This is a genomic window from Brachybacterium sp. AOP24-D1-21, from assembly GCF_052378665.1.
Lineage (GTDB): Bacteria > Actinomycetota > Actinomycetes > Actinomycetales > Dermabacteraceae > Brachybacterium.
This window is the reverse complement of sequence record NZ_JBQSXX010000001.1, coordinates 2,267,732-2,283,112: the sequence shown is the minus strand read 5'-3', so window position 1 is coordinate 2,283,112 and position 15,381 is coordinate 2,267,732. Positions and strand designations below refer to the sequence as shown.

The following is a 15,381-nucleotide window of genomic DNA, read 5'->3' as shown; positions in this document are numbered from 1 at the left end:
GCACGGGTGACCAGCGAATCCCTCCTCGAGACCCTGCGTGTGTTCATGGCCGAGCGAGACTGGCAGCAGTTCCACAGCCCCGAGAACCTCGCCAAGTCGATCTCCATAGAGGCGGCCGAGCTGCTCGAGTGCTTCCAATGGAACAGCGACGGCGATCGCGAAGAAGTGGCCGGCGAGCTGGCGGACGTCCTGACCTATGCGCTGCTCCTCGCGGACAAGCTCGACCTGGACCCCGAGCGGATCATCCGCGCAAAGCTTGAGCGCACGGCACAGAAGTACCCCGTCGAGAAGGCGAAGGGGCGGAGCACGAAGTATGACCGGCTTTGAGATCAAGCGGTTCGATTTCAATGCCCACGAGGTGCTGGATGAGACTGAGCAGGACGAGAGACTGTCCGATTGGCCCGTCGTGTACACCATCGACAACGAGCGCTTCATCTACGTCGGTGAGAGCCAGCACGTCGACAAGCGCATGGCGCAGCACCTGAAGGACCCGAAGAAGAGCAAGCTCCGCCGGATTCGCGTCGTCGTGGACGAAAGGTTCAACCGCTCTGTCTGCCACGACCTGGAGTCCACGCTCATCCGGTGGCTCTCCGGAGACGAGAAGAAGAAGTACAAGCTGTTGAACGGCAATGTCGGCATCACCAACGCCAACTACTACCGACGCGACGAGTACCGCTCGACGTTCCGTGACATCTTCGACCAGTTGCAGGCCGAGGGCATGTTCAAGAGCTCCATCGCGGAGATCGAGAACAGCGACCTCTTCAAGCTCTCCCCTTACAAGGCTCTGAACCCGGAGCAGGAAGCCGTGGTCGAAGCGGTGATGGAGGGCCTGGCAACGGATCTCGAGACCGGCGCCTCGAGCTTCTCCGTCATCCAAGGGGACCCTGGGACTGGCAAGACGATCGTCGCGATCTACATCCTCAAACTCATCCAGGACCTCGCCGAGTTCACGCGGGACGACGAGGAACCGGAGTCCAGGCTGGGCGAACTCTTCGCAGACGGCACCCATCAACTCTTCCGCGACCTGCGCATCGGTCTCGTGATCCCCCAGGGATCGCTGCGCTCTTCAATCGAGAAGGTCTTCAAGAAGGTCCCCGCACTCGCCGGAGTTCGCGTCCTGAATGCCTTCGCCGTGGGTGACAGCGACCAGGTGTGGGACATCCTGCTCGTCGACGAGGCACACCGGCTCACTCAGTACGCCGCCCAGTCCGCGGGTCCGCTCAACGGCAGGTACAAGAAGATCTCCACGAAGCTGTTCGGTGAGCCTCTGGACCCCTCGAAGAACCAGCTCGATTGGATCCGCGCGAAGGCGAAGCACACCATCCTGTTGCTCGACACCGAGCAGGCGGTGCGCCCCTCGGATATCGAGCCAGAGGTGTTCGAAAGGGCCACCACGGAGGCCAGCCGTTCCGGCCGCCGTTACCACCTCATGTCCCAGATGCGCGTCGCCGGTGGCAACGACTACATCGAATTCGTCCGCAAGCTGTTCTCGGACCTGCCGCCAAGCTCGGTTCCCGACTTCGGAAACTACGACTTCCGGATCTACACGGACTTCGCGAAGATGCGGGCGGATCTACGTGCCCGTGAGGAAGAGTCGGGACTGGCCCGGCTCGTCGCCGGGTATGCCTGGGAGTGGGAGTCCCGAAATGACTGGAAGGTCTACGACATCACCATCGGTGGTGAGTCGATGCGATGGAACGGCACGAACAAGGATTGGATCAACTCCCCCGACGCCGCAGAGGAAGTCGGCTCGATCCACACGGTGCAGGGCTACGACCTCAACTATGCCGGAGTCATCATCGGCGGAGACCTTCGACGTGACCCAGCCACGGGTTCCCTCCACGCCGACCGCCAGGCGTATCGCGACTCGGCCGGCAAGGTGAACAACGATCTCCGCCAGAGAAAGACGACCGACGATGACCTTCTGCGGTACATCCGGAACATCTATCGAGTCCTGATGACTCGAGGGATGCGGGGCACCTACGTCTACGCCACGGATCCGCATGTCCTAGCGGGCCTGGAGCAGTTCACCACTGGCTCGGAGTAGTTCACCGTCCCGCCACTTCCGCCCGCAGCATCCGCTCTGGCACCATGTCTCCGAACTTCACTTCCCGCAGCACCTTCTCGTCGATGAGCGGCGCGAACACGTCGTCGCCCTCGGTGACCCGCTCGAGCGCTTCCGCGAGCGCGACACGGAGTGCCGGCATTGTCGCCTCTTCGGACAGCGTGATCGCGTAGTTGTCCCAAGTCGGCGCTTCGCCGAGCAGCTCAGGGGCAACACGTGTGAGGGCCGCGAGGGTGCGCGCGTTCTCGCGCCCTCCGGCCCAGGTCCACCAGCGGGCGCGCCCGCGGTCATGGGGCGCGAGCACATCGGACTCGTTTACGCCCACGAAGGGCGTGAACTCGGCACGCAGTTCCGCGAGCTTCTCCTGAGCGCGGCGGGTGAGCTCGACACCCTCGGGGTCGACGCCCTGGAGTGACCGTCGGATCGCGCTCGTGAGCGCCGCGGAGATCGGCTGCGGCACGCCGGACCAGCGGACCTTCCCGCCCACGGTCGACGGCTCCACTTGGGCACGCTGGCGGTTCCAGTCAATGCTGGTGACGCGCCAGCCCTTGCCTGCGAGGGTGATAGTCAGCGAACCATCGTGTGGGCTGCGTAGCACCATCGGGTCGATCTGTCCGATCTCGGTGCGTCCATGCAGCACCGTGAACTGCGGCGCAGCCGTGAACACGGCCATCACGTCGCGGAAGTGCATGCCGCCGTAACGACTTTCGGCCGCCGGACCGGCGAACAACAACTCCCCGTCGCTGACCAGGAACTGCTGCTCGAGCATGTGGTCGATGATCGCCTCGCCCTCGGTGCCAGTTAGCGGAGCGAAGGCTGCGAGGTCGTGGTGGATATCCTCACGAGTGAGTGCGCGGCGCTGGAGAGTGAGGCCAAGGATTTGCTGAGAGATCACGTGGTACGGCATCGGTGGCGGTTGGATCGGCTCCACGTACCCTTCGGACCACAGCAGCAGCAGTCCGCAGGCTCGGAGGAACTCCTCCTCTGTGGTGCCGAGGAACAGCATGTTCCGGGCGGTGTCGGCGCGACGCCCGGTACGGCCGAGCCGCTGCAGCATCGACGCGACGGTGCGGGGCGCCCCGACCTGGAGACAGCGGTCCAGGTCGCCGACGTCGATCCCCAGCTCCAGGGTGGAGGTCGCGACGATGACGGTGTCCTGCGCTTCGGCGAAGGCCTGCTCGGAACGGCGGCGCTCGTCCACGGACAGCGAGGAATGCGACGCGAACGTCTCCACCTTCCGTTCCCGCAACGACAGCGTCAGGGACTCGACGCTCCGGCGGGAGTCAGCGAACACCAGACGCTTCTCTCCGCGATGTAGGCGCGAGATGACTTCGGCCGCGTTGTCGACAGTGCCCACCCAGTCCAGGCGCACCACGGAGTCCTTACCGATGCCGCCGGGGTCGATCACGCTGCCGTGTCCGTCGCGTCCGGGACCGCGCAACCATCGCAGCAGCTCGTGCGGGTTGCCGACGGTGGCGGAGAGCCCGATCCGCTGCAGCGGCCGTCCGGCGATCGCTTCGAGCCGGGAGAGGACTCCCTGTAGGTGCCAGCCACGATCGTCCCCCGCGAAGGCATGGACCTCGTCAACCACGATCGCCCGCAGGTTCGCAAACATCACCTGCGGTGACGTCACCGTGGAGACGAGCATCGCCTCGAGGGATTCGGGAGTCGTGAGGAGGATGTCCGGCGGCTCGGCCTGGAGGCGCTTGCGCTGTCCGGCGGTGGTGTCGCCGTGACGCACCTCGGCGGTGCGGCCCAGCCACTGGGCGTAGGAGGACAGTCGGGGCTGGAGGTTGTTCAGCAGAGCTCGCAGCGGGCACACGTAGAGCACGGACGTGCCGCGCCAGTCCTCGTTGCTCATGCGGGTGAGCAGGGGGAAGGTGGCGGCTTCGGTCTTGCCGCCGGCGGTGGGGGCGAGCAGGATCGCGTCCTGTCCCGCCACCAGCGGGGCGGCAGCCTCCTCCTGGAGCGGGCGCAGTGCGGACCAGCCGAGGGTGTTGACGATGTGGTGCTGGACCGAGGGTGCGAGCGCGTCGAAGCCGGTGGCCTGTTCAGTCATCGCCGAGGTCGAGGTCGATGGCGTCGGGGTCGGTGCGGGGGTCGGCGACGGCACGTTCGGCCTCGCTGACGGTGACGGTGTAGTCGCGGCGGGGGTCGAAGTCCTCGAACTGGTCCACGCGGTCCATCACGTCCACGAGCTTGCGCAGGAAGATCCGCGGGGCGAGGCCCACTTTGGCGCCGAGCTCTCCGGAGACGGCGCGGGAGAAGTCGGCGATGAAAGCGTCGTCGACCGTTTCGTGCAGGCGTTCCTGGTTCTCGCGTCCGCGCACGTAGAGGTCGCGCACCCGGATTCCGACCGCGGTGAGGGAGTCCGGGGTGAACCCGGGCAGGCGGATCTGCACGGCCCGCGGGTTGTCGAATCGCGGATCGGGCAGGAACGGGGTGTCCAGCCGCTGGGCGAGAGGGGGCAGGCGATGCACGCCGTTGGGTCCGTCGTAGAAGGCGGGGGTGCCGGTGAGCACAAGGTACAAACCGGGGTAGCGGCCGGCATCGATCTCGTCCATGAGCTGACGCAGGGCGTTCAGCGCCTTGTCCCGCACGTCGGAGCGCATCCGCTGCAGGGTCTCGACCTCGTCAAGGACCAGCAGCAGGCCGGGATGCCCGGCGTCGCGCAGCACGGTGAGCAGGCCCTGGAGGAAGCTCATCGCCCCGAAATGGTCGAGGTCGCCCTTGATGCCGGCGGCGCGCTTGGCTGCGGCGGCGACATGGGGCTGCCCGGCGAGCCAGGCTGCGAGTCCGTCGGCGGTCGCGGTGTCGGTGGCGGAGGCGCGATGGTAGGCGCGCAGGGCGAGAGCGAACGCAGGGGTGGAGGAGCTGACGCCGGACAGTCGTGCATCCAGCAGCTCACCGGTGGCCGCGGTCAGGCGCTGCTCGGACTGCTCGATGGAGGCATCTGCCGCGATCGCGTCCTCCTCGATGGTGTACAGCCAGGTGTCCAGCACGGAGCGGAAGGCCGAGGGGGCGACGCTCGCGGTGCGCAGGGACTCGGTGATCCGCCGGTAGACGGTCTCCAGGCGGTGCAGCGGGGTCTCGGTCTCGGAGATCTGCACCTCGGTGGCGGCGAAGCCGCGGCGCAGGGCGGTCTCGGCGAGGTGGCGGGTGAAGAAGGTCTTGCCGCTGCCGTACTCGCCGCGCACGGCTTTGACGACCGCTCCCCCACCGCTCACCTGATCGAGCTCTTCCGACAGGGCGCCCGCGAAGCGGTCCAGTCCCACGGCGAGCTGGTCCAGACCCTCGGCGGGGACGGTGCCGCGGCGCAGCGCGCCGATGATGTCGTCGCGACGGCGCGGGGAGACCCCGGGCACCTGGGTGCTCTCTGCGTTCATCAGGCCACCTCGAACTGCTGGCGAGCCAGGGTGACGTCGAGGATCGCAGTCTCCTCCTCGAGACGGAGCACCTCGAAGCCTTCGACGTTCAGCAGCTGCGCGACCACTCCCGCCGCACGGGCGGTGCGGGCCGCCGGGGTGACCAGCAGCTGGGAGACACGGCTGAACGGCAGCCGGGTGCCGGGAGCGGCGGCGAGTTCGTCGACCAGCGCTGCCACGGTCTCGTCCGACGGGGTGCGGCGCAGCACCCGTTTCTGGTCGGCGTAGCGGGGCGAGGTGATGATCGCGGCGCCCAACCCAGCGGCGACGTTCGGTTCCGCCTCGGCCTCCCCGGTGCTGAACAGGTCGAGCATCCCGGCCGCGGGGGCGTTGGCCGGGGCTGCGGGCTCCTCGACCGACGCCGAGGCAGCGGCGCGGGTCGACCACCACAGCGGGTGCTGGTCGCTGGTGAACAGCCAGCCCTCGGGCAGCCCCGCCTCCCATCCCTGTTCGGTGCCATCGAGAGGCGCCGGGCGCAGCGCGATGACGGGGACCACGAGTTCGGACAGGCTCGCTCCGCCGTGGTAACCGGCTCGTCGGGGCGCATAGCGCAGGTCCTCGTCGACGGCGAGGATCGCGCTGCCGCCGCCCAGCACGCGGCGTCCCTCGACGAGGATCTCGTCAGGTCCGGCGGGAGCGCCGGTCGCCGGGCGAGATCGGGCGCTGGTCTCGTCCGCGTGCCGTTCCATCCGTCCATTGCGTTCGATGACATGGCCGTGATCGGCGGTGAGCATCACGGTGCGGCCGGCGCGGGCGGCCTCCTGGAGCAGGGGGCGCAGGTACTGCACATCGGCGGTGCTCCAGCGGGTGCCGCCGGGATCGGCCTTGTCGAGGGCGTCGTCGATGGTGTTGAGCACGCAGGCGACCAGCGGGATTCCGTCGACGTCCGCGATCGCCGAGGTGATGGAGGCGCTGAGTGCGGTGCCCGCCTCGTGCCGGACGAGGTCGTCCTTGTGGAACAGGCGCGCCCCGCGGAGCCCGGCGGTGCGGGCGAGGCCGGCCACTCCCTGGCGCTCCTGCGCCTGAGCGCCCGTCACGGGCCTGCCGGCGAAGAACGAGGTGCGCGAGTGGGTGGTGAGGCTGGGCAGGAGGGCGAGGGCGGTGGCGCGACGGGGAGCGGCTACGGGCACGATCTCGCGCCAGGTGTCGGTGACGTCGAGGATGCTGCGGGTGAGGTCGGTGGCCGCGGCGGCGCTCATCCCGTCCACCAGCAGTACCAGCACGCCGCCGTGCTGTGCTGCGGAGGGGCTCGCAGCGGTGCGGGCCAGCGGAGCACCGATCCGGCGCAGCACATCCTCGAGGTAGTGGATGTCTCCCGCGGGGAGGTCCTCCCCGTGGGCGAGCGGCGCGAGATCCCGGGCGAAGGCGCGGTCCAGGTCGCGACGGCGCGCGAGGACCTGCTGGGCGAGGCTCTCCAGGGCGGCGGCGATCTCCGGATCGTCGGAGCCGCGAAGCAGGTCGCCGAGGGCGCTCTCCGCCCAGGCGCCGTCGTGCGCGTGGGTGCGCACCGCGGCGAGCGCGCGCTCCCTGCGGCCGACGCCGGGTTCCTCTGCGGGTGCCTCGGAGACGGCGAGCCAGCGATCCAGGCGCACCGCGGCACGCAGGGCGATGTGCAGGGGGTCGCTGCCCTCACGGACGGTGGTGAGGGGGTGTTCCACGATCTCGCGCCACGTCTGCTCGACGGTGGCGGGGTGGGTGCCGAGCGCTGCGGCGAGCCGGCGGCGACGGGCCGTGAGGCCGCCGGGCAGAAGATCGGAGGCGGCGATCAGCGAGGGCGCCTGCTCGGCCCGGAGGATCGACTCGGTGCGGCGCAGCACGGTCAGCGCGCGGTCACGGGCGGAGGGCCGGGTGAGCATGTCGCGCACGGTGCGGGCGGAGTCTGCGGCCAGGGAGCGGAGCTGGTCGGCGGCGTGCCCGGCGGCCCCGGTGTGGGTGGCGCCGCGGAAGGGGTCGGGCAGGCGGGCTTCGAGGCGGGCTCCGGCGAGCGTCGCCTCCTCGGCGACGGTGCGCGGCGTGGTGACGACGTGGGACAGGGCCAGGCCCAGGGGAAGGAGCTCGCCGGTGGCCCCGGCGGCGAGCACGTGCCGGGCGGGGACGGCTCCGGAGCCGAGGCGGCCGGCGAGCCAGTCGAGCACGGCGTCGGTGATCTCGTCGCCGCCGTCACGGCGCAGGTCTGCGAGGCGCGCGGGCAGGTCGGGGTCGAGGGTCGCCTCGAGCACCGCGGGGCCGTCGAGCGTCTCCACGTCGATGCCGAGCAGCTGCCGGACCACGGCACCATAGACGACCTCGCGGTTCAGCACGCCGGCGCGGGCGGCGGGCCAGCCGGTGCGGGGCTCGATCCGCAGCAGAGCCTCGGGAAGTGCCGAGCGGATCCCCGCGGCATCTTGGAGCAGGGCGCGGTCGAGGCCCGTGGCGCGGAAGCGGAGCTTGACGCTCTCCCAGGCATCGGGGCGCTGGAGGCGATGCTGGGCGAGGCGGGCGAGCAGCCCGGAGCCCAGCTCGTCCTCGGTGCGGTCCGTCAGCAGGACCAGCCAGCCGCTGCCGTCCCAGGTGGCCAGGGCGTCCCAGCAGGAGAGTGCGGAGGGGCACCAGGCGACGGTCACGGGCTCGCCGTGCTGGTCGGTCAGTCCCTGGGTGGTCTCGAGCCCGCGGGAGGCGCGGATTCCGAGGACTCTGCTCGCTCCCCCGCGACGGCGGACCTTCTCGAGGGTCGCCAGGAGGGTGGCTCGCTGGAGGGGCGCGGCGGCGACGGAGGTGGTCACGGCAGCTCCCGCCAGGTGATCTCGAGATGCGTCCCCTCGGGGACCTGCGCGGTGATCTCCCGGCTCAGCTCCTCGAGTCCGGCTCCGCCGCGCCAAGTGAGCGTGCGCCGTCCGGTGCGGTGCGAGGGTGCCTCGGGCTCGGGCTCGGGCTGCGGCGCCGGAGCCGGGGTGGCGCTCGCGCGGCGGCTCATCCAGGTCCAGGCGGCGGTGGTGAAGGATCCGAGCGCCTTCTCGAGGGGCCGCTGCAGCTCGTGCCCGGCCAGCGCGTCGTCGAGGTCCTGGAGGATGCCGCGGGCGGCATGCCCTGCCTCGCCTCCCGCCTCGGCCCCGGAGGCCAGCGGGGTGATGCGGGTGGGGTCGAGGTCCTGGACGGCGCGGGTGACGCTCGCCGCGCTCGCCAGCGAGCGGCCGAGCTCCTGGTCGGTCGCCTCGAACCTCGCCTCGGCGAGCCGCTGCAGGAGGGGCAGGCCCTTGAGCACGGCGAGGTCGTCGACCAGCGCGGTGGCCTGGGCGGTGGCGGTGAGGCGGTCACTGACGGTGATGCCGCGCTGCGCGGAGGCGGCGGTGAGCGCGGTGTCGAGGGCGCGGGCATCCTCGCGCAGGGCGGTGGCCCTCTCACGCACCTGCTGGGCGAGGTTGGTGACGTTCGCGGCGGTGAGGTACTGCCGCGCCTCGAGCCCGAAGAGAGCTCCGGCCCGGTGGCGGGCGGTGGTCCACTGCTCTTCGCTCGGCATCTCCTGCGGCGCCAGCTGCATGTCCCGGGCGAGCTTGCCGAGCTGGGGCTGGGGGATGGAGGCGGTGTACTGGGTCCAGGCGCGCTGGTGGCGGATGGCCCAGGCGATGGTGACAAGATCCAGCACAGCGCGGTCCAGGCCCGCGCCGATCGGGTTGCGGCGCAGGGCGTCCTGCAGATCGCCGACGCCGATGGGGCCTGCGGGGTCGAGGCCGGCGGCACCCAGCCCGGTGATGACGTCACGGTCCCAGGTGCCGAAGTACTCGGTGCCGAACAGGAAGTGGGTCTCGGTGGTCCGGCCGATCCGCAATGGGTCGGTCACGCGGCGCACCGCGGCGATGTTCCCCTGCAGCGGGACCCGATGGTCCGGGTCTCCGGCGGCGCGGGAGATGTGCTCCACCACGGCGTCGAGTTCGCGGACGGTGACCACCTGGTCCTCGGGCACGAAGGCAGGGTGCTCGGGGTAGGTGGAGTCCCATGCCTCGGTGATGGTCTGGGCGAGCGCCCGGTCCAGGGTGGGGCCTCCCGGGGTGCGGGGCTGGTGTCCCTGGTCCAAGCTCCACAGCACCTGGTCGCCGGAGCCCTCGGTGAGGATGCCGGGCTGCGGGGTGGCGGCGCCGTAGGCCTGGAGCAGGGCGGCGAGGATCCCGGCGCGGAGGGTCTCGTGCTGGCCCTGCAGGATCACCTTGGCCTGGGTGCGGTCCGCCTCGGAGAGGTGGTCGGAGTAGTTGCGCCAGCGGTCTCCGTGCCCGGTGAGGAGGTAGTCGAGGATGACGAGGGTGCTGAGGTCCTTGCGGGTGCGCACGGAGAAGAAGCGCGGCAGCCACACGAGGGTGCGGGCCTGGACGTTGCGGGCCACCAGGTCTTCGATGCGTCGCACGTCATCGGTGAAGGAGTGCCCGCTGCTCTCGTCGAACGGCAGATCGAGGATGATCCGCCAGGTCGACGGGGCGTTGCGGAAGCGGTCCTCCGGCAGCTGCTGGGGGTCACGGACGTTGCCGAAGACGAGGTCGACGGTCCGGGAGGACCCGCGCCAGGTGACCTTGTGCGGGAGCGCACCGTCGGTGGTGTTCTCCTGGGGCGGGACGCCGGCGGCTTCGAGCACGAGCCGCTGCAGCAGTTCGCGCTGGCGGCCGGGGTTGTCCTCCCCCTTGGCGTTCTCGATGATCGATTCGTAATCGACGTCGGAGAGGTGCACTGTGTAGACGGGGGTGCGGTCGCTGCCGCCCACCTTGATGTCGCCGACGCGCTGGGCCCAGGAGTTCACCTTGGAGGCGACGACGCCGGCTTCGCCGCCGCGCAGCGGGGAGGTGATCGAGCCGTGGTTGAGGGAGGAGAGCCGCTGCGGGGTGAGTGAGGTCAGCGCCGGCACGCCGGGGGCGACGGCGCTGAGCAGCAGGGTGTGGGCGAGGCGTTCGTCGGTGCGGTAGGTGCGCAGCGTCGTCTCGTCGCCGGTCTCGAGATCGTGCGTAGAGACTCCGTTGTTCGCGAGCAGCAGCGGCTGCAGCTTGTCCTCGAAGATCTCGTCGGCCCGGCGGAACAGCGCGGCGCGGCGGGGGTCGAGGACGGAGCGGTCGTTGCCGGAGACGATGTGCGCATAGGCGTCCCCGACGGGGATGACCTCATCGATAGTCATGGTGTCGCGGCGCTCGACGAGCATCTGCTGCATGACCTTGAGCGCGGTGCGGTCGCGCTGCATGACCCCGGAGAGATTGCGCAGCGTGGAGACCAGCGCCGGGGAGAAGGGGTAGGTGAGACGGAACTGCTGTTCGCTGGCTCCGCGGTGGGTCTCGTCGGTGTTGATGCCGTCCAGCAGCACGTCCCACACGCCTTCGGCCCGGTCGATCCCGGAGAAGGCTTCCTCGATGGCACGCGCCGCGGTCTCGTCCTTGGGAGTGAGCAGCCGCTTGGCGGCGACATAAGCGAGGTTGTCGTCTCCCAGCTCGATGACGTTGAAGCGTCCGGACTGGTGGAGGAACGCGTCGTCGAGCGCCTTCTGCTGGGTGCCGGAGGCGCCGGAGTCCGCGAACCACTGCTGCAGCTCCATCTGGCGGGCGATGATCGAGACCAGCGGGACGGGCAGGCGACCGTAGTTGCCCTCGACGAGCTTGGTGAGCTTCTGCGCTTCCCGCCCGAGGCTGTCCTGGTTCTGCATCTTGAAGGCGAGCCAGAGCACGAGCTCGTCGAGGAACATCACCACCGCGTCGTAGCCGAGGCCCTTGGCGTGGTCGCTGATGGCCTGGAGCCCCTCGTCGAGGCTGACATGCTCGCCGAGCCGCGCGTAATTGCTGAACAGGCCATCGCGTCGGGTCAGCGCGGTGACCAGCCGCTGACGGTTGTCGGCGCCAGGGGCGGCGGCACGGGCTGCCTGGTAGTCCTCGAGGCTCCAGCCGCTCGAGCCGAGCAGGGCACTGAAGGGGTCGCCGCTCGCTGTGTCGTCGCCGAGCGCGCCGAGGAAGCTCGAATCTCCCATTCGGGTGCGGAGATTCTCGGCGTCGCGCAGCAGTGCGTCCGCCTGGTACACCGCAGGCAACCGCGCGTCGGGGTGGAGGGTGCGGATCTGCTGCACATAGCCGTCGAAGAGCACCTCCTCCATCGAGTTTCCGGCGAGGAAGTGGAAGGACAGCGGCAGGAAGCTCTTACCCTCGAGCTGGGCGTCGTGGGTGGTGATGATGCGCTGCAGGTCGTGGTGGGCGCGTGCGCGGGGGTCGTGGCGCAGCAGGGCGTGGAGCACGGCCATGAAGTGGGACTTGCCGGCGCCGAAGGAGCCGGCGAGGAACGCGCCGCGGTTCAGCCCGGTGCCGAGCGCGTCGGTGACGAGCGCCAGCGCGTCGTCGAAGGCGCCAGCGATCGCGGGCGTGACCACGTAATCGTCGATCGCCTCGGCGGCACCACTGCCGGTGGTCGCGTCGGTCAGGCGCAGCACGTAGTCCTCGGCGCCGGTGGCCTCGGGGATGGAGAAGACGTCTCGCAGCAGGGGTGCGGTCATGATCTCGCCTTTCGTCCTCGGGTGGCGGCCGGGGGCCGCCAGGAGAGCAGGTCGTCCTCGCTCGCGCCCACCTGGGCGCGGCGCTGGTCGTAGTCGGTGCGGGCGAACTGGGCGGCGTTCAGACCGAAGGTGGGGTCGATCTCGTCGTGCCACTGCTCGACCCAGAACAGCAGCTCGCCGAGTCCGGCCACGAGCGGCCGCAGTGTCTCGTCGCTCGCGCCGTCGCTCACCATGTCGTCCATCAGCCCGGCGAGGGCCAGGTACTGCTGGAAGTGGTTCCATCCCGCCCAGCCGAGCTGCAGGGTGCCGTCGGCGGCCAGTCCCGCGTTCGGGTAGTGGATGAACCGTTCTTTGGGCACATCGAGTTTGCCGCGGTGCCCCATATAGGTGCTCTTGCGGAAGTCGGCGGAGGTGTACTTGGGCGGGACGGGGATGTCGAGCCCTGACTCCCCGGCGTCTTCCCGGCGCTGCAGCTGCCAGGTCTCCTGCCAGGCGCGGAACTTGTCCATCGCCTTGGGCTTCAGCCGCCACGCGGCGAGGTAGGGCACCACCTCCGGCGCGAGCAGGTCGGTGAGCACCTTGATGAGGTCGACGGTGGCGCTGCCGCGCCAGAGTTCGACGACGCCGCGCAGCTCGGGGTCGCGGCCGACGACGTCCGCCAGCTGCGCGACCGAGCGTGTCACCGGGCGGCCCTGACGGTCGAACCAGATCTGCTTCGCTTCGAGCCGGTCGAGCAGCCAGTTGCGCAGGGCACGGTCGACTTTGGTCTCCCAGGGGTCCTCCGCCCAGCGGCGCTTGTACTCGGGCCGCTCGAGGAGATTGATCATGCGGCTGGAGTCGATGAGGTCCAGGCGCTTCTGCACGAGCTCGCGGTAATCCGCGGGCCAGTGGGCAGGGATCTCGGTGACCGACGTGGAGCGGTGGCGTGAGAACCAGGCGGTGGTCTCCGTTCCGGCCTCGACTCGGCGGGCAAGTGCGATCTCGAAGGCCCGCTGCCCCAACTGCACTTCGGGAGGGATGCCGGGGTAGGTGAGGTCCTGCTCGGTGAGGCCGTAGGCGCGGTAAGCGAACCAGTCCAGCTCCTCCTGAGCGGCGATCATCTGCGCGCGAAGGGAGGCCGACGAGTCGGCGGCGTCGGCGAGTAGCTCGGCGATCGGTAGGTTCTCGCGGAGCACCTCGGAGGGCTGCACTGCTGCATGCCGCGTGGCGAGCTGGTCCATGTTGCGCCCAAAAGCGGTGAAGTCGACTTCAACCAGCGGGTAGTCCTGGAGAGTGGTGCCGGTGAACTCGTAGAACCTCTCCCACTCCTGATCCGCAATACCGCCGCCAATGCCACCATTGCCTTTGTCATGGCTGTTCTGCTTGAGCCAGAACAGGGCGGTGGAGGAGTTGAGCACGCCGAGCAGGTTCAGGTGCTCCTCCTCGCTCGCCCCCGCCGGCAGCTTGATCACCGGCGCGGAACGGTTGAACACCTTCCCGCCGCGGTCGAGCACGAAATGGTTGTGCGTCGCGACGAATGCGAAGGTGATGGTCAGCGGAGTCGCGTACTTTTCTGGGACCCATCTCGTCCACGACCACCAACCGATACCGGCCTGGTCGAGCGTCTTCCCTCCAAAAAGGACTGCGTTTCGCTGAACCGTTCTGGTCGTCCAGAGCCGCCGCCCCCAGCCGGATTCTTCCTCCAACGGCACCAGTCGACGGTCTTCGAGAGAGAATGGCACCAAGGCGAACTCATCGGAACTGATTGTGTAGTCACGTACTGCATCCCCAAGGACCAGTCGACGCACAAGGTGGCCGCCGGTAGTCCTGGTGAGCTCCCTTTCGTTGCTAAAGAATGCATCGTCGAAGCCAGCGAAGCTCGCTGGTCCAATGCCGCCGCGAATGACCTCGCCTAGAGTATTTACGGAGAACTCGTCAATACGTTTCCGAGCGCCGGGGCTCGCGCCTCCTTGAAGACTCCACGGATGGGCGGAGAGGTCAGAGGGCTCCAGGTAAACCGGCTCTTCCCGGTTCGTGGTGATGGGGAGCGTCGCGTCGTTGGCGTAGAACGGCTCGTGGTCCTGCTGTGATGGGTGTTGTCAAGACATCCACATTCCAGAGGACCACGAGCCTGTGCACGAGAATACTGGTTCGCAGCGGGATGCTGCGAGCACGATCTTCAACTTGCCCAATTACCGCGTCATCGATGCCGTCGACCTGCCCGATGGTGGCCGGCGGGTGGTGATCGCCTCGACCGTCCCGCCGGGCTGTCCGTCCTGCGGGGTGCTCGCAACGAAGGTCCACTCCCGACGGTCACAGCAAGTCAGGGACGTTCCCGTCGCCGGCGCGGCGGTGGTGGTGTGGGCCAAGCGGCGCTGGTTCTGCCTGGAGCCGGCCTGTGCTCGGGGCACGTTCGCTGAGGCCACCGAGCAGATCCCCCGTTACGCCCGCTCGACGACCAGGCTGCGGGACCAGGTCGTCTCGGCCGTGATCACCTCGGGCCGTGCAGCTTCCGAGGTGGCCCGGGCCCACGGGGTCTCGTGGTGGCTGGTCCAGGCCGCCCTCAGCGCCGCTGCGGTGGTCCTGCCTGACGTCGACGACGTGCGGGTGAGGCGTCTGGGGGTCGATGAGCACCGGTACCGGTCGGTGCGCTGGTTCCGCACGGATCAGGGGGCCTGGAGACGGTTCGAGCCGTGGATGACGACGCTGGTGGACCTGGGCACCGGGCAGGTCCTCGGCATCGTCGACGGCCGCGACTCCAGGGCCGTCGGGGACTGGCTTGCCCAGCGCTCCGAGGCCTGGCGGGAGCGGATCGAGATCGTCGCGATCGATCCCTCGGCCGCGTTCCGCAAGGCGCTGCGGACCTACCTGCCCCGGGCTGCGGTCTCGGTCGACAAGTTCCACCTCGTCAAGCTCGGAAACGACATGGTCACCACCGTCAGGCAGCGCCTGGCCCGCGCCCATCGCGGCCGTCGAGGTCGCAAGGAGGATCCGGCCTGGGCGCACCGAATGCTGCTACTACGCGGCGGCGACACCCTGACCCCGAGGGCCTGGGAGCGGCTCGAGGACGTGTTCCGCACCGATGACCCCACCGACGAGCTCTCCGCTGCCTGGGGCATCAAAGAGCAGCTCCGCCGCCTCCTGTCCACCGACACCCTCGCCCAGGCCTGGCAGGAGCGAATGCGGATGGGCTACTTCGCCCAGATCGCGAACATGCCCGAGACGACGAAGCTCTATGACACCGTCGTGACCTGGTGGGACGCGATCGAGGTCCTCATCGTCACCGGCGCGACCACCGCGAAGGTCGAAGCGGGCAACACCGGCATCAAGAACATCAAACGCACCGGCCGCGGATTCCGAAACCCGGAGAACTACCGGATGCGTATCCTGCTGACCAGCGCCGCGAGAACCGTAGCGTGAACACCCGT

8 protein-coding genes are annotated in these 15,381 nt (G+C 69.2%); 3 read left to right on the top strand and 5 right to left on the bottom strand.

Features of this window, described 5'->3' with window-relative positions; all coding sequences use genetic code 11:
• Positions 1 to 6: 6 nt before the first annotated feature.
• Entirely contained in the window at positions 7 to 327 is a 321-nt protein-coding gene (locus ACT3UF_RS10190) for a nucleotide pyrophosphohydrolase (RefSeq protein WP_444608303.1), read from the top strand.
• Complete coding sequence (locus ACT3UF_RS10185) at positions 314 to 2,047, top strand: DNA/RNA helicase domain-containing protein (RefSeq protein WP_444608302.1); 1,734 nt, start codon at positions 314 to 316, stop codon at positions 2,045 to 2,047. The genes ACT3UF_RS10190 and ACT3UF_RS10185 overlap by 14 nt, the downstream gene beginning before the upstream one ends.
• Position 2,048: 1 nt before the next feature.
• Here ACT3UF_RS10185 and ACT3UF_RS10180 read toward each other — a convergent pair whose 3' ends face one another.
• Genes ACT3UF_RS10180 through pglX form a run of 5 tightly spaced genes read right to left on the bottom strand, consistent with a single transcriptional unit; the run spans position 2,049 to position 13,965 of the window.
• Positions 2,049 to 4,124: a DEAD/DEAH box helicase gene (locus ACT3UF_RS10180; protein WP_444608301.1), complete on the bottom strand. Its 2,076-nt coding sequence runs from the start codon at positions 4,122 to 4,124 to the stop codon at positions 2,049 to 2,051.
• Entirely contained in the window at positions 4,117 to 5,451 is a 1,335-nt protein-coding gene (brxD, locus tag ACT3UF_RS10175; RefSeq protein WP_444608300.1) for a BREX system ATP-binding protein BrxD, read from the bottom strand. The genes ACT3UF_RS10180 and brxD overlap by 8 nt, the downstream gene beginning before the upstream one ends.
• Positions 5,451 to 8,252, bottom strand: coding sequence for a BREX-2 system phosphatase PglZ (gene pglZ / locus ACT3UF_RS10170; protein WP_444599687.1), 2,802 nt, complete (start codon positions 8,250 to 8,252; stop codon positions 5,451 to 5,453). Before pglZ ends, brxD begins: the two co-directional genes overlap by 1 nt.
• Entirely contained in the window at positions 8,249 to 11,974 is a 3,726-nt protein-coding gene (locus ACT3UF_RS10165) for a DUF6079 family protein (RefSeq protein WP_444599686.1), read from the bottom strand. The genes pglZ and ACT3UF_RS10165 overlap by 4 nt, the downstream gene beginning before the upstream one ends.
• The gene (pglX, locus tag ACT3UF_RS10160; protein WP_444608413.1) at positions 11,971 to 13,965 is read right to left on the bottom strand and encodes a BREX-2 system adenine-specific DNA-methyltransferase PglX; all 1,995 of its coding nucleotides are present in this window, start codon (positions 13,963 to 13,965) and stop codon (positions 11,971 to 11,973) included. The genes ACT3UF_RS10165 and pglX overlap by 4 nt, the downstream gene beginning before the upstream one ends.
• A 121-nt stretch (positions 13,966 to 14,086) precedes the next feature.
• Here pglX and ACT3UF_RS10155 point away from each other — a divergent pair, with 121 nt between their 5' ends.
• Entirely contained in the window at positions 14,087 to 15,373 is a 1,287-nt protein-coding gene (locus tag ACT3UF_RS10155; protein ID WP_006822416.1) for an ISL3 family transposase, read from the top strand.
• Positions 15,374 to 15,381 lie beyond the last annotated feature (8 nt).